The sequence below is a fragment of the Staphylococcus sp. FW104-15G4D genome, assembly GCF_058790135.1.
Map to the genome: position 1 here is coordinate 473,667 of NZ_JBYTCH010000001.1, position 20,427 is coordinate 494,093.

General features: G+C 33.1%; 15 protein-coding genes and 1 pseudogene. 5 read left to right on the plus strand and 11 right to left on the minus strand.

The annotated features are described in order from the left end of the window. Positions 1–19 precede the first annotated feature (19 nt). Positions 20–688: pseudogene (gene menH / locus AC3WQX_RS02480) on the plus strand (2-succinyl-6-hydroxy-2,4-cyclohexadiene-1-carboxylate synthase); the annotation flags it as partial. Between the two features lie 72 nt (positions 689–760). Continuing rightward, on the plus strand, positions 761–1,579 hold the full coding sequence (gene menB / locus AC3WQX_RS02485; RefSeq protein WP_002435362.1) for a 1,4-dihydroxy-2-naphthoyl-CoA synthase: 819 nt from the start codon (positions 761–763) through the stop codon (positions 1,577–1,579). A 107-nt stretch (positions 1,580–1,686) separates the two neighbouring features. Here menB and AC3WQX_RS02490 read toward each other — a convergent pair whose 3' ends face one another. Beyond that, positions 1,687–2,859 (minus strand): aminotransferase class I/II-fold pyridoxal phosphate-dependent enzyme, encoded by a 1,173-nt coding sequence (locus tag AC3WQX_RS02490; RefSeq protein ID WP_023350487.1) that lies wholly within the window; start codon positions 2,857–2,859, stop codon positions 1,687–1,689. Between the two features lie 148 nt (positions 2,860–3,007). Beyond that, positions 3,008–4,015, minus strand: coding sequence for an acyltransferase family protein (locus AC3WQX_RS02495; protein WP_002435427.1), 1,008 nt, complete (start codon positions 4,013–4,015; stop codon positions 3,008–3,010). 155 nt (positions 4,016–4,170) lie between these two features. Here AC3WQX_RS02495 and AC3WQX_RS02500 point away from each other — a divergent pair, with 155 nt between their 5' ends. Beyond that, positions 4,171–4,590 carry a MarR family transcriptional regulator gene (locus AC3WQX_RS02500; RefSeq protein ID WP_002435477.1) on the plus strand — a complete coding sequence of 140 codons (420 nt, stop codon included), beginning with the start codon at positions 4,171–4,173 and terminating at the stop codon, positions 4,588–4,590. 216 nt (positions 4,591–4,806) lie between these two features. Here the strand turns inward: AC3WQX_RS02500 and AC3WQX_RS02505 are convergent, their stop codons facing one another. The 4 genes from AC3WQX_RS02505 to AC3WQX_RS02520 form a co-directional block, all read right to left on the minus strand. Further along, entirely contained in the window at positions 4,807–8,838 is a 4,032-nt protein-coding gene (locus AC3WQX_RS02505; RefSeq protein WP_492739927.1) for a glucosaminidase domain-containing protein, read from the minus strand. A 617-nt stretch (positions 8,839–9,455) separates the two neighbouring features. Beyond that, on the minus strand, positions 9,456–9,881 hold the full coding sequence (locus AC3WQX_RS02510; protein WP_023350485.1) for a GNAT family N-acetyltransferase: 426 nt from the start codon (positions 9,879–9,881) through the stop codon (positions 9,456–9,458). Between the two features lie 200 nt (positions 9,882–10,081). Then, complete coding sequence (locus tag AC3WQX_RS02515) at positions 10,082–10,552, minus strand: DUF2538 family protein (protein ID WP_002435360.1); 471 nt, start codon at positions 10,550–10,552, stop codon at positions 10,082–10,084. A 56-nt stretch (positions 10,553–10,608) separates the two neighbouring features. Next, the gene (locus AC3WQX_RS02520) at positions 10,609–11,874 is read right to left on the minus strand and encodes an LCP family protein (protein ID WP_002435451.1); all 1,266 of its coding nucleotides are present in this window, start codon (positions 11,872–11,874) and stop codon (positions 10,609–10,611) included. A gap of 440 nt (positions 11,875–12,314) precedes the next feature. Here AC3WQX_RS02520 and AC3WQX_RS02525 point away from each other — a divergent pair, with 440 nt between their 5' ends. Next, positions 12,315–13,967, plus strand: a complete 1,653-nt coding sequence (locus tag AC3WQX_RS02525) for a phospho-sugar mutase (protein ID WP_023350483.1) — start codon at positions 12,315–12,317, stop codon at positions 13,965–13,967. A gap of 30 nt (positions 13,968–13,997) precedes the next feature. Next, positions 13,998–15,221 (plus strand): serine hydrolase domain-containing protein, encoded by a 1,224-nt coding sequence (locus AC3WQX_RS02530; RefSeq protein ID WP_023350482.1) that lies wholly within the window; start codon positions 13,998–14,000, stop codon positions 15,219–15,221. 142 nt (positions 15,222–15,363) lie between these two features. Here the strand turns inward: AC3WQX_RS02530 and rihC are convergent, their stop codons facing one another. The 5 genes from rihC to qoxA form a co-directional block, all read right to left on the minus strand. Further along, complete coding sequence (rihC, locus tag AC3WQX_RS02535) at positions 15,364–16,272, minus strand: ribonucleoside hydrolase RihC (protein WP_049326399.1); 909 nt, start codon at positions 16,270–16,272, stop codon at positions 15,364–15,366. 150 nt (positions 16,273–16,422) lie between these two features. Next, positions 16,423–16,713: a cytochrome aa3 quinol oxidase subunit IV gene (gene qoxD, locus AC3WQX_RS02540; protein ID WP_002435478.1), complete on the minus strand. Its 291-nt coding sequence runs from the start codon at positions 16,711–16,713 to the stop codon at positions 16,423–16,425. Beyond that, on the minus strand, positions 16,710–17,315 hold the full coding sequence (gene qoxC, locus AC3WQX_RS02545; protein ID WP_002435471.1) for a cytochrome aa3 quinol oxidase subunit III: 606 nt from the start codon (positions 17,313–17,315) through the stop codon (positions 16,710–16,712). The genes qoxD and qoxC overlap by 4 nt, the downstream gene beginning before the upstream one ends. Next, complete coding sequence (qoxB, locus tag AC3WQX_RS02550; protein ID WP_002435303.1) at positions 17,305–19,293, minus strand: cytochrome aa3 quinol oxidase subunit I; 1,989 nt, start codon at positions 19,291–19,293, stop codon at positions 17,305–17,307. The genes qoxC and qoxB overlap by 11 nt, the downstream gene beginning before the upstream one ends. Further along, on the minus strand, positions 19,293–20,417 hold the full coding sequence (gene qoxA / locus AC3WQX_RS02555) for a cytochrome aa3 quinol oxidase subunit II (RefSeq protein WP_002435296.1): 1,125 nt from the start codon (positions 20,415–20,417) through the stop codon (positions 19,293–19,295). Before qoxA ends, qoxB begins: the two co-directional genes overlap by 1 nt. Between the last annotated feature and the right edge of the window lie 10 nt (positions 20,418–20,427).

A 20,427-nucleotide genomic window follows, 5' to 3' on the forward strand; every position in this document is an offset into this window, starting at 1 on the left:
TAGCAAACAATTGCTTGTGATGTTGCATGGCTTTATTAGTGATTCGACAACGTATGACAGTCATATTGAGCAACTTCGTCAACATGTAAATGTATTAACCATTGATTTACCCGGACATGGTCAGGATACTTCAGACATGAGTGATACTTGGGATTTCCCGTATATTGCTCATGCGCTTGATGAGGTACTGAGTCAATATAGCATGTATGACGTGTGCCTTCTTGGTTATTCTATGGGCGGCCGCGTAGCGCTATACTATGCTTTAAATGGCAGTGTAGCGCTGCGTGGGTTGCTCTTAGAAAGTACTTCAGCGGGGATTCAATCGGAAGCGGATAAAGTGGAACGTGTTCAAGTGGATGCGGCTCGTGCGAAGGTACTTGAAATTGCTGGATTGGAAATCTTCGTGAATGATTGGGAGAAGTTGCCGCTTTTCCGGTCGCAGTATGAATTGGATGCTGAGGTACGGAAGGCTATTAGGGCGAATCGAATGAGTCAGAATCCTGTGAGGTTGGCTAAAGCGCTTCGGGATTATGGTACGGGCAATATGCCGAATCTTTGGCCACAAGTGTCGTCGCTTCGTGTTCGTACGTTAATTTTGACAGGTGAAAAAGATGAAAAGTTTGTTCAAATAGGACAGAAATTAAAAGAAGAGATACCTAATAGTCGAACTGTACAAGTTTCAGGTGTTGGACATACAATTCATGTGGAAGATAGTACGGAATTTGATACAATAATATTAGGTTTTTTAAGGAGGAGCAAAATGACTAGACAGTGGGAAACACTTAGAGAATATGATGAAATAAAATATGAATTTTTCGAAGGGATTGCTAAGGTAACGATTAATCGTCCTGAAGTACGTAATGCGTTTACACCTAAAACAGTAGCTGAAATGATTGATGCATTTTCACGTGCGCGTGATGATCAAAATATTTCAGTTATTATCTTAACTGGTGAAGGCGACAAAGCGTTCTGTTCAGGCGGAGATCAAAAGAAACGTGGTCACGGTGGTTACGTAGGTGACGATGAGATTCCTCGTTTAAATGTGCTAGATTTACAACGTTTAATTCGCGTTATTCCAAAACCTGTTATCGCAATGGTTAGAGGCTATGCCATTGGTGGCGGTAACGTATTAAATGTAGTTTGTGATTTAACAATCGCGGCAGACAATGCAATCTTTGGTCAAACTGGACCTAAAGTAGGTTCATTCGATGCTGGTTATGGTTCTGGTTACTTAGCACGTATCGTTGGTCATAAAAAAGCGAGAGAAATTTGGTACTTATGTCGTCAATACAATGCTCAAGAAGCTCTAGATATGGGCTTAGTTAATACGGTAGTACCTTTAGATAAAGTTGAAGACGAAACAGTTCAATGGTGTAAAGACATGATGAAACATTCTCCAACTGCTTTACGTTTCTTAAAAGCAGCAATGAATGCCGATACAGATGGCTTAGCTGGTTTACAACAAATGGCTGGAGACGCAACACTACTTTACTACACAACTGATGAAGCGAAAGAAGGACGCGATGCTTTCAAAGAAAAACGTGATCCTGACTTCGACCAATTCCCTAAATTCCCATAAGCGTTTAGTGAGAATATAGATAAATCCACTTGATTGATGTCGATCAAGTGGATTTTTATATTCATAGTTATCTTTTTTAGTTGAGAAATGCTTACCCTACAAGTATTTTATTTCATCTTATCAGGATAATTTTGGTTTAAATAGTTCTCTAGACGACGCATTCCTTCTTTGAGCATATCCATCTCATAAGCATATGAAATTCTAATATATCCTTTACCCATATCTGTGAACGATGAGCCAGGAACCATTGCGACATGTGCTTGTTCAAGTACATCTACGCAAAAATCGAAATCATTTTCAGTGAATTTCTTTATACTTGGAAAAATATAAAATGCGCCTTCCGGTTGAGCTGTTAATTCAAAACCAAGTGATTCAAGTTTATTTTTTAAATAATCACGACGTTTAATGTAAGCATCATTCATGTATTGTGGTGCCTCTAATCCTTCATTTAAAGCAGCGATACAAGCAATTTGAGCGGGAACATTGGCACAAATACAATTATACGCGTGCATAAACGTTAACTTTTCAATTAAGTATTCTGGACCAATGAGGAAACCTATACGAATACCTGTAGCTGAATGCGATTTACTTAAGCCTCCAATGAGTAACAATTGATCTCGAATTTCTTCGAATTCCGCGAAGGATGTATGAGCGCCTTTAAATGTATTTTCAGCGTAGATTTCATCGCTAATAATAAAAAGGTTTTTATCTACAAGTGTATCTACTATGGCTTTTACCTCTGAGCGTTCAAGTATAACGCCTGTAGGGTTAGTAGGGTAGTTAAGTAGAATAGCTTTGGTTTTCTCTGTAATATGTTTATTAATGAGTTCCGGTGTCACTTTAAATTCTGATTGTGTGGTATCCATGTAAATAGGAATGCCACCTAATGTTTCAATAAGTGGTATATATCCTGCGTATACTGGCCCTGGAATTAAAATTTCATCGCCGGGTTCAATAATACTTCTCAAAGATGTATCTAGCGCTTCACTAGCTCCATTAGTAATAATAATTTCTTCTTCACTATATTCGAACCCATATTTATTCTTGAAATAGTTACTAATTGCTTGTCGTGTTTCAGAGAGGCCTTTATTGTGCGAATAACTTGTCTTATCTTCTCTAATTGCACTGATGTAAGCTTCTTTAACAACGTCAGGCATTGGAAAATCTGGTTGTCCAATAGTTAAGTTCACACAATCATCAATGTGTTTCATTCTGTTTGAAAATTGACGTATACTTGGCGCTCTTAAAAATTTTGAATTTGTATTTAATGATAACTTCATTTTCGAAAAACACCTCTAAAAAAATACCAAAATGTAGTATTTGAATTGTTAAAATAGTCTCATAATTCTTTCAAATTATTACTATCATAACATATTTTAAGTACTACATTTCGGTATAAAAATACATCTATGAGTTATAATGAAATTGTTAGTCTTTGAAATCCGCTGGTTTGCGCAAGTTGATGACTGGATTAGTCCATTTACACACAAATCTTGATGATATTACGAACACGATAATCAGTGAAGTAACGATTAAGAATAAATATGTGAATATCGAAACTGTATCTTTAAATGGATAAATAGCAAAGCCTCTTAATATACCAATGACAATGCCATGTAACAAATATACAAACATCGTTCTACGTCCAATATATGTGTAGAAACGCTTCTTCTGTGATGTCAGATTTAAGAATGCACTCATAGTTATTAGAATAATGATGTAGTGTATTAATCGTTTAAATGGACTATACATATCACCACCATGGTTTTCAAGTGATATATAAGGCGAACTGCCAAGTAACCAATCGCCATTAATAGGGTGCAGAACATACCCTATAAAGAAACCAATAAGTATAATGATTGATAAGGGTACCCATTTTTTATTTCTTACTTTCATTGTTTGTTCTTTAGTGACTAAATGTCCTATATAGAAGATAGGAAAGAAGACGATTGTTCTAGAAATACTCATATAACTATCTATATTACCTGAAAATCCTGCAAGCACAGAAACTAATATAGCAACAGATAAAACAATATATGGATTGTATCTACGCACGATAACTAATACAACATGGAAGAAGAATAGCGTGAGTAAGAACCATAGGGCAAAGACCGGGTTAAATGGATCTAACTGTATAGCGTCTTCCTTGCCAGTTAAGTAATAATATATTGAAAAGAATGCGAAAAAAATGATATAAGGTACTAGTAATTTTTTAGCGATCTTCTCTAGGTAGTGTGGTTTATCAAGATTTTTCGCAAAATATCCCGAAATAAATAAGAATGTAGGCATATGAAAACTATAAATGAGTAGGTATAATGCTGATAAAAATTTATCTTCGGAAGTATAAGGTTGTAAAAGATGTCCAAAGACAACTAGAAATATTAAAAATGCACGGGCATTATCGAAAAAATAATCCCTATCTTTGATAGCTGTCATAAAGCGTCTCCTTTTTCTCTCTGAATAGACTTATTATAATTTAGTATACTTTTAGGTAGATATGCAACGAATTTGTGCAAAGTGTATAATAGTATTGTATATTTTATAAATAAAGCATATAATATTAACAACCTTAAATAGTGGAGTAGAACAACATGTATAAACAACTTGAAAAACTTATCACACTCACAAATAATGATTTAAATTTAGTAAACAGACGTTTCGGTCAACGTACAGATATAACCGCTGAACAGTTAGAATTATTACGTATTTTATATAATTATGATCGCTTATCACAATATGATTTAACTATGAAGATTAGCCGAGAGCAATCTATCGTTTCAAGATGGATTAAAAAGCTAGTACTTAAAGGTTATATTACAAGTCAACAATCTCATGAAGACTTACGTTGTAAAGAGTTAATATTAACTGATGAGGCTCGCGCACTTATTCAACAAATTAATACAGCAAGATGTGAATTAATCGAAGCGAGATGCCAATGTTTAACACCTAAAGAAATAGAAAGTCTTAATCAATTATTAGATAAACTGAACAGTAGACATATTTATATTTAGTTTAGTAATTATTTTAATTTTTGCTTTAAAGTGCAATATACATCTAAACAAATATTTGACTAAAAAGGTAAGTAACTTATAAGTAATATTTTATTACTGATATAAGTTGCTTATTTTTTTATTCATAACGAGACGTAAGTTCAAAATGAGTTAAAAATGGAAAAAGGGCACCTCTAAGTTATTTTACTTAAGAGATGCCCTAATTAGAATTACTAATTATTTATTGTATTGTGGGATTTCAAAGTATTTACCAACTTCACCCATTTTATCGTAGAAACCTTTAATAACTTGAGCGTTTAAATTAGCCCAGTTAATATCTGTAGCGTATTGATGTGTACCTGGATGTGCAGGGTTCCAACGCATTTTATAAAGCGTATTTTGTCCTGCTTTGACATAAGATTGACCAATAAATTTAGCTCCGCCAACAATAGCTTTGGAAACTGAATCCCAACCAGCTTCTTTTGCATATTTAATGCCTTCTATTAAAGGATTATCATCGTATGCGCCTATACCAAATACATTGTGATATTTTTTAGCTGATTTATTAGTGAATTTACCGTTAACAATGTCTCCACCTTTAGCTAAATCAGAAGTACCATTACCAGTTTCTATTAAAGCGTGAGATATTAAATAAATCTCATTAATACCATACTTTTTAGCAGCTTGGCTAAATGACGCGCCTTGTCCTTCTAGAACACCTTTACCTTCTAGCAATTTATTAAGTGCTGAAACTGGTAAATATTGTGGTTGGTCTAAAAGTAAGAATTGATATTTATACTCATCGTCTTTAGCTAATCTAATAGGATCCATAGCGTTTTTAATTTCATCATAATTAGCATCTTCCCATTTTCCTGCTGTTCTTTGAACTTGAGGGTTATAGTATGAATTATTTTGAATATTTGCTGCTTTTGTTAAAGTCATACCAGTTTTAACGTATCTGATTGACTCTTTAGACAAGTCAGTTGATTTAATCCATACATATTTACCATTTGTTAATTGACCATAATACCAAGTTACACCGTCGACTTTCATTTGTTTCGATACAAAGAATGGTTGATTGTAATAAGAGTTGAGTGAATAATGGGCGTTATTTGCAACATCATTATAGTAGTAACCCTTATTATTATTTACAACAAACGTGTAATGATATGGAGTAGCTTGAGCATCAGTACTATTTTGAGTTAAGTCTTTAGCTGCTATCCAACCTGTTCTGTTATCAACTGTTCCATATAAGAATAATTCTTTTCCAACATATACCGATCTAGCAGCACTAAACGCTTTATTTGAAATCATTTTTGATGAAAGAAGTTGTTGGTTCTTCGTGCCCCAAGCAATAGAATATAATCCGTTGTTTTCTGAATTAACTTTATATTTACCTGTAGATTTTGTTTGTTTACCTAAGTTTTGGCTTGTAACATCTTTAATGTTTACCCAACCTAAAGGTGTATTTTGAGTGCTGTCTTGAAGTAAAACATAAGTGTTGTTACCTTCAGTACGTTGTTTGCTAATAACAAAGGTACGGTTAGCATATTTAGCGCCGCTTTTAGCTGTTTTATCATAAACAGATGTTCTGATACCTGAATTATTAGCTTTAACCTGTGCTACTTTATTTATAGTTTGAGTTGTTGCACTTTGAGTTGCTTTAGATGTTGATTGAGTTGAAGCAGCTCTATTCGCAGTTGTGACTTTACTGCTCGTTTCAACTTTAGATTGAGTTGGTGCAGTTAAATAATATTTACTTACCCAACCAGATTTACCATTGACCGTTCCATATAAATAAGTAGCTTTGTCGATTTGTTGTTGTTTCGTAGCTTTGAATGTTTGGTTGCCAGAACCTGAAACTTTACTAGCTTCTTGATTAAATGTACCCCAAGGTACCGTATATAATTTAACGCCAGGTTTAATAGTATAAGTTGCGTTCACTTTAACAGGTGATTTCGCTGTGTTATACACTACATCACTTTGTTTAACCCAACCATATTTTTTACCAGTGTTATAGTCTTCAACTAGGTAGAATTTATCATTACCTAAAGTAGCTGATTTTGTAACAGCTAAAGTACGTTGTACTTGGTCTGTTTTTTTACCTTTATTGTCATAAACAGTTGTATAAACGCCATTATTTTTAGATTTAATTTGAGCAACACCGCTATTTGCAGATACAGTTAATTTATTATTACTAGTTGATGAAGAACTTGAACCACTTGATGGTTTAGTTGAATTGCTACTTGATGATGGAGTAGTTAAATAATACTTACTAATCCAACCAGATTTACCATTTACTGTACCGTATAAATAAATAGCTTTATCAATTTGTTGTTGTTTTGTAGCTTTAAATGTTTGGTTACCAGAACCTGAAACTTTACTAGCTACTTGGCTTGGTGTCCCCCATGGTACAGTGTAAAGTGTTGAACCTGCTTTCACATTGAAAGTTTGGTTTACTTTAACAGGTGATTTCGCTGTGTTGTAAACGACATCGCTTTGTTTAACCCAACCATACTTTTTACCGCTATTATAATCTCCAACAAGATAAAATTTATTATTACCTAAAGTTGCAGATTTAGTTACAGATAAAGTTTTTTGAGCTTGATCAGTAGAATGTCCTTTAGAATCGTAGACTGTAGTATATAATCCACTGTTGCTAGGTTTGATTTGAGCGACACCACTATTAGCTTTTACAGTTAATTTATCGCTACTTGATGAACTTGAACCACCTGATGGTTTAGTTGAACTTGAAGAAGTAGTACCCCAAGGTGCAACTTGTCCAGTTTTAATTAAGTATTTTTCATTAATTAGATCATAAAGTTCAGCATAACTGTAATTATGATTACTGAAATATTGATGAGGGTCTGCATGGTCTGTACCACCTAACCATCGGCTAATTGCATAGTGAGTCCATACTGTACCTTGACCATCATTCTCAGCGCTATCTGGTTTTAAACCATAATAAACAAGTTGAGTTGCAGCATAGTCTGCGTAGTTATTCATAGAGCGCGCAAATGAAGCGTAATCATGTGTATGAACAATTTCAACATTAATAAAACGCTCGTTACCAGCTGGACCTGCGCCCCAAGATAAATAATCAGTTGGCGCAGTTTCAACAATTCTATTGCCGTCAACAAATGCATGTACAAATGCTGATTCATAATTATTCTTCATAAAATTAATTTCGCCATCAATTGTAGAGTTCTCATTTGCAGTGTCATGTACTACGATTCCCTCAGGACGACCTACACCATATCTATAACCATATTTAGGGAAATATGAAGTATAGTTTTCTTCAATTTGAGGTGCTTTGAAATTGTTCTTACGAATATAATTATTGATTGACGAATTAACTTGAGGTGTGTATTTAGGTAAAGAAGAAGTGGCTTTAGATGTCGTTTTCTTATTTACTGAATACATCATTCTAGGTTTAGCTACTGAACTAAATGTAGTCACTTTTTTATCATTATTAGAAGTAGCTTTTTCATTAGTTGATTTGTTTGAACTAGTAGTAGCGGTACTGTTAGTTGATTTCACACTAGTTGTTGTAGCTTTATTAGTTGATTCATTATTTTTAGATTTATTAGATTCAGCTTTAGGCTCTGAACTATTGTCCTCTTTAGCTTGAGCAGTTAATGACGTGATTTGAGGCTGCTTATCATTATTAGTTCGAGTTGTATGAGAATCTGCTTCATTAGATGTTGAAGCTTGAACATTAGATACATCTGTATCTTCAGTCTCATCATCTTCGTCATAGTCAAAATTATACCCTGATTGATTAGTGCTACTTACTTTAGCGCTTGATTGATTAGTTTCTTCATCAGTTGGTTGTTGACTATTAGAATTTTTAGTTGTTTGATGATTAGAATGACTTGAATTAGAAATAGAAGTCTCACTATTGTCCTTTTCATTAGTTTTGTTTAATGATGATTGAGTAGTATCTAACTCTTTATTGTCATTACTTTGTGTTTGAGATGCATATTGCTCGTTTGTAGATGAGTTGTCTACTTGTTGACTCTCATTTGATTTTGAATCTTCAGTATTTGATGGGTGAGCTACTTCTTCAGATTGTGAAGTAACTTCATTTTTGTCCAAGCTAGATTCATGATTTTGTTGTTCAGGTTGTGAAACATCTTCATTATTATCTGATTTTAAGTCTTCTTTAGTAGAAGGACTAGTTGCATCTTGTTCATGTTGTTCATGTTGTTCAGATTGTGAAGCTTCCTTATGATCATCTTGTGTGCTAGCATCTTCTTTATTTGAAATTGTTACGTTAGCATCTTGAGTTTGTTGGTCAGTTTGAGCTGAATTGTTCGATTGATCTTGAGAAGTTTTACTTGAAGAACCGTTTAATTCATCTAGTGAGGCATCGTATGTATTTGAAGTGGTATCATCATTTGATTGAACTTTCGTAGGATCTTGATAAGTTTGAGTTCCTGAAACATTTTGTGCTGGTTGAAAGACTTTCTCTTTAACTTGTTCAGCTTGTTTAAGAGTAGCTTGGTCATCCAATACGTTTTTATTGTTTGTTTGATCTTGAGTGTTTTCTGCGGCGTGTGCGTGGTGAGCAGTGAAGGCAGTTCCAAATAACGTTAATGCAACCATTGACGGTAATTTGTAGTTGAATTTCTTCGTCATATTTTTATTTACTCCTCATAATATATTTTATTTTGTACCAATTATAATATTAGTTGTAATATCTGTATTACTTTTAACAGTTTTGTAATCAAACTTTAACCTATGACTAACTGATAATTATTTTAGTATTTATACAGTTAAAGCATTAATTACGCGTTTTCTATTCATTTTCATTAGTGTAAAATGCATATTAAATATTACATTTTTAAGTTTGTGCAAAGTTGAAAATTGAATATAAAAAGTTGTTATATTGCTTTATTCATTCTGATGTGTTCGATATTTTCTTCAATGAAAGTATTCCCGAATGCTTTATAACCGATTTTTTCGTAAAAAGTTTGCGCATGTGTTTGTGCATGCATAGTTAATTCGTCAAAGTTTAAATCATTAGCTAATTCTTCAATAGAGTTCATTAATAGTTTACCGTAACCCAATCCTCTATGTTCTTTAATGATAGCTACACGTTCCACTTTTCCTAACTTTTCTTTAATAGGTCTAATTCTAGCGGTAGCAAACGGATCACCATCTTTTGTATAACCAATTATGTGATATGATATTTCTTCAAAATTATCTATTTCATTCTCCTCAGGGACGTGTTGTTCTTTGACGAAAACTTTTTTTCTTATCATAAAACAATCATTCAACATGTCTTCATTAATAACTTTCTTAAACATTTAAAACCTCCAGTATCTCTAATAATTCCCAAAATCATGTAATTAAATCACAAATTGAACAGTTTTTTAATAAAAATTTCATTCTAGAAGAGATGGCACATCCAAGAATCAAAAAATTATTTATAAAAAAACCGCTAACATAGTTAAAAGCAATGTTAGCGGAAAGTTAGAGTTATATTAAAACACTCTGAATGTTTCATTTATAGAGCTTCTTTTCGTACAATGGCGCAATATTGCCAAAAAATTCTTAATTGCGCTATATTCCAGTTATTCATGCCCATCGTAAAGCCAGATGGTTTAAACAAGTTAACGTCTGTCACTTCAAGTGCAGCAGCGATTAGGTATTGTAAAGGTACGCTAATACTTTTCATAGTTTCAGTTATACCATTTTCATCATAAACCCATGTGAAAGGTAAGTCAGATTCGAATACATCTACTTTATTGAAAATCTCAGGAAGGGCGACAATATAACAAGCGCCGTCGACGACTGGATTATCGAAACTGTTTTTATAGTAAACAAGTAATGCTTCGTAGTTTTCTCTATGCTCATGATTGACATAGAAGAATTCATTACGAAATAGGGCCATGTCTTTACTATGAACAATTTGTTGTTCCAACATATTAAACATGCCATTAATATTAGCGACCTTTTCATATGTTTTGCGACTCATTGTATAAGCTCCTCTCCTAATTAAATAACTGCGATGTAAACATGATTAATAAATAGTTATTGAACATTCATATTAGCATCATCATTTAATGTGTTATTTTGCTCATTATTTTGTTGATATTGATTTTGGTAATTGTTGTCATCAGTTGTTTGATTATTATTACTTGTATCTTCTTGACCATCATTTTGATCGTTATTGTTGAATGTTGCTTCGTTATTTGAGTTATCATTCATTGTATCGTTGTTATTATTGTCATCATCGCTTGTTGTGTCTTTTTGATTTTGACGTAATAAACTATCACTTAACTCTGTTAATGGGACGAGTGAACCATAATGTTTGATAACTCTATGGTCTAAAAAGTCGTCTTTATCTGTTATTTTAGATAAGCCTAAATCAGAGCGCAAGATATTTGAATATTTCATTATACTTTTAACACTTGGATTATAGTAATAAATACCATCTAAATAATCGTCTTTACCTTCAAGTTGAGATGTTTTTATATCTGTGTTGCCTGTAAGATACATCTTAGCTAATGATTGAATTTCCTTTTTAGTGAGATTATGTTTAGCATTTTTACCAACGATTTCAACTACATTATCTAATTTATCAATTGAATCTAAACTTTGGGCTTTTTGGAAAAGAATTTTTATTAAGTCCATTTGTCTTTGACCACGTTTTAAATCTGAATCATGATGTCTTGTTCGAGCTACAGCTAAAGCTTGGTCACCATTTAATTTTTGATAGCCTTTTTTAATTTTTATTCTGCCGGTATCGTCACTATTTGGTTCATTTAAATTATAAGGCACATCATAATAAATACCGCCTAATTCATCAACAGCTTCAACAAATGCTTTCATATTAATTCGAACATAGTAATCTACTGGTACATTCATTGTCGCTTCAACAGAGTCCATAGCAGCTATAGGACCACCGTATGCATGAGCGTGAGTGATTTTATCATAATAGCCTACTTTTGGTATATAACTAATTGTATCGCGTGGAATACTTAACATTCTAATTTGATGTTTCTTTTGATTAAATGTTGATAAAATCATTGCATCTGATCTAGAGTGTTCAATACTTTGTCCGTTCTTTTCTCTGCCTTCATTATCATCTATTCCTAAAAATAAAATAGAAATAGGTTGCTTTTCAGGATTTACTTTTGAATCTCTTAAAGTGGATTGACGTTGCGCATTATGTTGATCTTGAGACTTTTCAAAAGCAGATTCTGAACTTTTATATAATTGAGTAGCAAATATGATTGGAACGACGACAAGAACGAATGTTAATAATATTAAAAAATACTTTAAAAATTTGTTCATCGTAAGTGCTCCTATTTTATTATTAAAATTTATATTTATGTGCTGAAATTTGTATATAGTTATGAGATACGTTTTTACTTTTGTATTTATGCACTATAGCCTTAAATTGTATTACTTTATAAGCAAAATTACAACTCATAGCTTCACATTAATTTTACAATCTTAAAACTAAATTTACATTATTTTTTCTATAAGTATGGAAATAAATTTCTGTAAAACCCTTTATGGTACTAAAGTACTATAGAATTATTTTTAAATAAGCGTATTATCTAATTAAAGTGATTTATCTATGTCATTAAGTTATAATAATGCATAGCTAATCAAATATATAAAATTTGTAAAAACAATTATCAAATACAATTTCAATTATCAAATTTTCACCATAGATTCGACGTGCTACTTTCCTTTACATTGATTGTTTATAAGAAAGGAGATTACTAATGAAACAAGAATGGATAAAACGTTTGGATGAAAGTTTAATTCAATCGTTTTATGAGCAACAGAACGAAAGAGAAATAGAAGAAGGGTTAACAACACAGTTATCTTTTGGGACTGCTGGAATTAGAGGGAAGTTTGGCATTGGTCCTGGTAGAATGAACGCTTTCACGGTAAGAAAAGTAGCTTTAGGCTTAGCAAAATTTATAAAAGCAAATTCTAATGAAGCAACTATTGTTGTCTTTTACGATTCTAGATTACTTTCAGAAGCTTTCTCTAAAGAACTATCTACAATATTAGCTGATAACGGAGTTAAAGTTATCACTGCAGAAAGCTATAAATCTACACCTGAACTCTCTCATGCTATAAGATATTACGGGGCAGATGGTGGGGTAATGATAACAGCAAGCCACAATCCCAAAAATTATAATGGTATTAAAGTTTATAATGAATATGGTGGGCAACTATTACCTAAAGACTCTGAAATTTTAAGTAGTTATATAGACGAAATTGAAAATCCATTAGATATAGAAATCGGTAGCTTTGATAAGTTAGTAGCTAAAGATCAAATTAATTTTGCAAGCAAAGATGTTAGAAATAATTACATAAATGAAGTTATTAGGGCTACGGGAAACATTGAAAAAAAGAATGCTAAAACAGTACTAACTAGTCTACATGGAACAAGTTTGCCTATAGTTTCTGACATTTTGGACAAACTCAATTATGATAATTATGTTATTGCTCAATCACAATCTATTCCTGACGGAACATTTCCTACACTAAATAGTCCTAACCCTGAGGACGAATCCGCATTTGAAGTAGGGAAGAAGCTAGCTGAAGAAAGTGATGCACAACTCATTATTGCTACTGATCCTGACGCAGATAGATTAGGGATAGTAGAACGTTTAGATAATGGAGAATATAAATTTTTCAATGGTAATGAATTAGGACTTATATTAATGAAATTAAGGTATCAAGACCTAATTGATGCTTCATATGAAGATTTATATATTGTTAAGTCCATAGTAACTAGTGAACTAAGTGAAAAATTGGCGGATGTTTTAAATGTTAATGTTTATAATGTGCTTACAGGATTTAAGTATATTTCGGAAATTTTAAATGATAAGAGCCATACTAATGAAAAACTATTGTTAGCATTTGAAGAAAGTAATGGCTATATGGTTGAACCATTTGTAAGAGATAAAGATGCTCTTCAAATCGTACCTTTAATCATCAAATTTAAAAATCTACTTTACGAAAATAATATTACTTTAAAAGATACACTTGATGATATATATCGTACAGTCGGTCATTATCAAAATGTTAATTTAAGTCCTGTATTTGAAGGTGCGGATGGGCAGCGTAAAATAGAAACAATTATAAATTCATTTAGAAATAAAGAAATACATCAAGTGTGTGGGTTAGATGTAAAAGCAATTGAGGATTATCAATTAGGAACAATTAAGTATATAGAAAGTGGGAAAGAAAAAGCCACTTACTTACCTAATGCAAACTTAATACGTCTAATATTTGATGAAGGTTTTATAGCTATTAGGCCATCAGGTACAGAGCCTAAAATTAAGATATATTTTTCACTAAACGTAAATAACATTGATAGTTTAATTAAAGAATTCCAAGAGACTTATATTGAATATTAAAGACATGAATGTGTGAGGCTAACAAGAAAAATGAAACTTAATAAATTTAAAATAATCTTTTTTATAATCGTACTAGTTACACTGATTGTATTAGTTGGAATATTAGGATTTAAATGGAGTAAACATCATGAAGTAGAAACGCAAGTATTAAAGAATCAAAGCGATAACACTAATTATATTGAAAAAAGAGATAAGTCAGTTAAAGCGCCTGAGAAGTTAAAAACAATAGTTGATAAAAAAGAACCAATGTATGGCCAAATTGATAAGTATTTAAAAGAAACGCATTTCAATGGTACAGTAGCTATATTTGATAATGGTAAATTGAAAATGAATAAAGGATATGGTTATAAAGACATTGAAAAAGGTAAGAAAAATACTGCTAATACAATGTATCTTATTGGTTCTTCTCAAAAATTCACAACGGGATTAATGCTTAAACAATTAGAGCTAGAACATAAGGTGGATTTAAATGCACCTGTAACGAAATATTTACCTTGGTTTAAAACAGATAAAGAAATAACAATTAAAGATTTAATGTTACATAAAAGTGGATTATACAAATACGAAGCTTCAACAAACATTAAAAACTTAGATCAAGCAGTATTATCTATTCAGAAACGTGGAATTGATGATAAAGTTTATCATAAACATAGTTATAATGATGCAAACTATTTAGTCCTAGCTAAAGTGATTGAGAAGGTAACAGGGAAACCATACGTACAAAATTATTACGAACGTCTTGGTAATAAATTTCATCTAGAGCATTCTGCTTTTTACGATGAGAAGCCATTACAAAATGAAATGGCTAAAGGTTATAAATTTAAGAATGATTCATTTTCATTCTTACGTCCTAATGTACTAGATCAATATTTTGGTGCAGGGAACCTATATATGGCACCTTACGATATGGGTAAACTTATTAATAAGTTACAACAAGATAAATTATTTAGCTCTAATGTGACAAATCCAATGCTACATGAATTTGGTACTGAAGAGTATCCTGAAGAATATCGATATGGCTTCTATGTTACGCCATATCTTAATAGAGTGAATGGCGTGTTCTTTGGCCAAACATTTACTGTATACTTTAATGACCGTTATGTTGCTATATTAGGTACTAATATTAAAAATACTAACGGCTTCGTGCCTAATGAAGATAAAATGAGACATATTTTCTATAATATTCTTAATCAAAAGAAACCTTATAATACACCAGGTGTTAAAGTTCAAGAAAAACAGCGTACAAATCATTAGATATTCACCTAAAAAGACGATTAGAATAAAAACCACGCATATTCAATAAAGATATTTTTAGCCAATATATTAAATCAGACTGAGAAATTAACTATTATCTCAGTCTGATTTTTTTAATATATAGTTCAATATATATACCTTACTATTTACAATAGCTCAGTGCGTTAAGGAATAAATCTTCGTAATCTTTATCTACAGGTGAGAGTACAACTGTACAATTAGGATATTGAGATTCGAAATCTACAACAGTTGCTCCTTTAGTGTAATGACCAGCTAATTCTATTTGAACATCTGCTTCTTTGACATTAAATGCTTGAGGTTGCAGTAAATACAAAATAGTAAACACATCATAAATTTTAACGCCATATTCGAAGTCTTCGCTTCGATAGTGTTGAAATAAATCATGTAACATTTGTCCTGTTTCATTTTGATTTTTAAAGCTTTTAACGTAATCATGTGTAAATATGGCTTCTCTAGCTAAGTCTAATCCTATCATTGTCAGAGGCAATCCAGAGTTAAATACCACTTGCGCAGCTTCAGGATCACAATAAATATTAAATTCTGCTAGAGGCGTGACGTTTCCTCTTCCTGTACTACCACCCATAAGAACAATTTCTTTAATGTAATCAGTTACTTCAGGATATGTAGAAAGGAGTATTGCTATATTAGTCAATGGACCAATTGCAATGATAGTCATAGGATTCTCGCTCTTTAAAATTGTTTCTTTCATAGCTTCAACAGCGTGGGTAGATGCCAAATCCTTTTGCGCAAGTGGGGGAAAGTCATAGCCATCCATACCAGATTCTCCATGAACTGGTGCAGCGTCGACAATTTCGTTTAATAAGGGTTTTGATGCACCTCTATGAACAGGCACATCACTATTAAAGAAATGTTTAAGCTTTAAAGCATTTGCGGTAGTCTTCTCAATACCTACATTCCCATTCACAGTAGTAATCATTTTTACATCAAATTCTGGATGACATAAACCCAAACTGATTGCTGCAGCATCATCTATACCAGGATCAGTATCAATAATTATTGGGGTTACCATTATATTAATTCGCCTCCTAAAAATGAACTTCCCATTAAGCGTATCATTGTATCATCATAATTTCGACAATAAAAAAAGCAAGCTAACATATATATGCTAGCTTGCGTGTTGATTAACTAAGCCATGAGCTTGATAATCTTTACCTCAGTTTTATAAGTGGTGAGAGTGACCACCTTGCATTACCCAATACGTACCAATAACGATAGCTAGGGTAATGATGATTGCGAAGATAACTTTGAATGATTGAACTCGACCATCTTTACCTTCAGTTAAGTGCATGAACATTAATAATTGAACTGCAGCTTGGATAAAAGCAAAACCAAAGATAATTGTTACCTTAGCATGGAATGTCATTGATGTGTATAGTGTTACGAAAACTGCTAAAAGCGTTAAAACGATTGAAGCAATGAAACCGACAGTATGTTTTACGATTGTATTCATCCGCTATACACCATCCCTATCATATATACGGCAGTGAAGATGAAGATCCAAACAACATCTAAGAAGTGCCAGTATAAACTTACTATAAATAATTTAGGAGCATTGTATGAATCTAAACCGCGAGTTCCGATTTGGATTAATAAACAAATGATCCAAACAATACCTACTGATACGTGACATCCGTGCGTACCTAATAGGATGAAGAAACTAGACCAGAAGGAACCGATAGTAGGATTTACTCCTTCTTGTGCATAGTGTGCGAATTCGTAAATTTCAAAACCTACGAATACAAGCCCTAATAATACAGTGATAATCATCCAAATCATCATTAAGTTCTGTTTCTCTTTACGCATGTAGTAAATTGCAATACCACAAGTGTAAGAACTTAATAATAATGAGAATGTCATAATTAGTACAAGAGGCAATTCAAATAACTCTGTAGTCATTTTGTGAGCGTAATCGCCACCGTGTTGCAAAGTTAATAACGTTGCGAATAGGGTACCGAATAACGCGAATTCAGCTGTAAGGAAAATCCAGAAGCCAAGTTTATTTAATTCGCCTTCATGACTACGTGAATCGATTGTATTAGTATCATGACTCATGACTTACAGCCTCCCTTTCTTTAATACGAGCTTCTCTTAAACGTTTTTCAGTTTCTGCAACTTCAGAAGCATGGATGTGGTAACCATGATCAATTTGGAAACTTCTCCAAATCATAGTTCCAAAGATACCTGCTAAGCAGATAATTGCAGGAACGAGTGTTTCAAAGATTAAGAAGAAACCACCGATTGTAAAGAAGATACCCATCCAGAAACCTACTGGAGTATCGTTAGGCATATGAATATCTTTGTAATTATGGTTGTCTAAGTAATGACGACCATGTTCTTTCATATCAACAAAAGTATCGTAGTCATTCCAATCTGGAGTGATTGCAAAGTTGTATTTAGGTGGAATAGCTGAAGCTGTTGACCACTCTAAAGTACGACCAAGTCCATCCCAGTTATCACCAGTTGCTTCACGTGGTGCTTTGATATGAGCATAGACGATACTTGCAACTAAGAATAGGAAACCAATTCCCATTAATAATGCACCGATAGTTGAGATGAAGTTTAATAACCACCAACCATCAGAAGGCATGTAAGTGTATAAACGACGTGGCATACCATCTAATCCGAGTACGAATTGAGGTAAGAAACAAACGTTAAATCCGATCATGAATAACCAGAAGCACCATTTGTTTAATGTTTCGTTTAATTTGTAACCCATCATTTTTGGATACCAGAAGATTAAACCAGCTAAGCAGGCAAATACTACACCAGTAACCAATGTATAGTGGAAGTGGGCTACTAAGAAATAAGTGTTGTGATATTGATAGTCAGCAGATGCCATCGCTAACATTACACCTGTAACCCCACCTAATAGGAAGTTAGGGATGAATGCTAGTGAGAATAACATAGGTGACTCGAATGTAATTCTACCTTTATACAATGTTAGTAACCAGTTAAATAATTTAACTCCGGTAGGCACACCGATTAACATTGTTGAAATTGAGAAGAATGAGTTGATTAACGCACCATTACCCATAGTGAAGAAATGGTGAACCCAAACTAAGAAACTTAAGAACGCGATACCTGCAGTCGCCCAAACCATGCTTTGGTGACCGAATAGGCGTTTACGTGCGAAAGTTGGGATAATTTCTGAATAAATACCGAATGCTGGCAAGATAACGATGTATACCTCAGGGTGCCCCCATACCCAGAAGAAGTTTGCCCATAACATCGGCATACCGCCATCTGCTACTGTGAAGAAGTGTGTACCGAACACTCTATCTGTAGTCATTAATGCTAACGCAACTGTTAAAACAGGGAAAGCTAAAATGACGATAAGCGTAGTAATAAATGTTGTTACAGTAAACATTGGCATTTGCATGAACTTCATTGTAGGAGTTTTACATCTAAGTATTGTTACAAAGAAGTTAATACCAGTCATTAATGTACCAAGACCAGAAATTTGTATTGCAACTAAATAGTAGTTGACTCCTGGTCCAGGACTAAATTCACCAGCAAGTGGTGCATAGTTAGTCCAACCTGCAGCTGGAGATCCACCTACGATAAATGATAGGTTGAATAAAATCATACCAGCAAAGAATAGCCAGAAACTAACGTTGTTCATTACAGGGAAGGCAACATCACGTGCACCGATTTGTAATGGAACGACGATATTCCATAAACCAAAGATGAAAGGCATCGCCATGAAAATAATCATGATTACACCGTGCGTACTGAAAATTTCATCATAGTGGTTTGCTTCCAAGAATTTATTATCTGGAATAGTTAATTGAGTACGAATTAATAACGCGTCAATACCACCACGTACGAACATTAATACGGCACAGATTAAATACATTACACCGATTTTTTTATGGTCTACGGATGTGAACCATTCTTTGTATAGATATTTCCATAATTTAAAATAGCTAATTACTGCGATAAGTCCGATAACTAAGAATGGGGCAGCAATTTGCGCCATGATAATCATCCAGTTACCTTTAACGAGTAATTCATCCCATGGAAAATTCATTAATGTCCACCTCCATGATCATCATGTTCTTTTTTTTGAAGTTTAGACGCATTTTCGTCTTTTGCTCCTTTAGAAATTTTTTCCATTTCTTTAGAGTTATGGTCCTCTTCTTTTTTGAACTCATTGTCATATTTTTCATTGTTGCCGAGAATAATAGGTTTCATACCATGACGTTCATAGTTCGCGTTTGTCACTTTGACCTTACGAGCTGGTTTAACAGGTTTATCTTTTACATCTTTATAAAGATCTTTTTCTTCAGTGAAGTTAGGATCTTTCTGAACGAAATTATAACGTTTATAAGCGTAGAAGATATATTCTGGATCAGCTGCTGGGTCAACAAACGCCATATGAGTACCATTGAATGTTAATTCTTTATTAGGTGTGCTTGGTAAGAGTTGTTTATCAAATGTATCTTGATTTAATGTTTTCTTACCTTTAGCTTCTTTAACCCATTTATCGAAATCATTTTGGCTTACAGAGTGAACTTTAAATGTTTGACGAGCAAATCCGTCACCATTGAAGTTAGAGTTACGACCTCTGAAGGTACCTAATTGATCTGCTGTTAAAGTCCAATTCATTGTCATACCAGTCATAGCATATTTCTGACCACCTAATTGTGGAATCCAGAAACTTGTCATAGTATCCATAGCTTGAAGCTTGAATACGACTGGACGATCTTTAGGAATTGTTAATGTATTAACAGTCTCGATGTGTTGATCTGGGTAAGCAAAGAACCATTTGTAACCAGCGCTTACTGCGTAAACCACAAGTGGGTCTTTGTCTTTTTGAGGTGGTTTCTCATAATCATATAATGTTTTAACTGTTGGTACAGCTAAAGCAATAACGATTAGGATAGGTACCACAAACCAAATTGTTTCTATTAAAGAATTGTGGTGCATCTTGCCTGATACTTCATTCTTATTATAACTGTACTTATAAATAAAGAATGCAAACATGGCAAGCACAACGACAACAATAACAAGCATGAAGATGATTGAGTAGATGATCAAGAACTTCTGACTACTTGCTACTGGCCCTTTTGCATTAAAAACTTCTATATTTGAACAGCCACTAAGTAAAATTAGTGTGCCAAATAATAGAAGCAAAGACTTAAATTTTGACACTTTTTTTGAC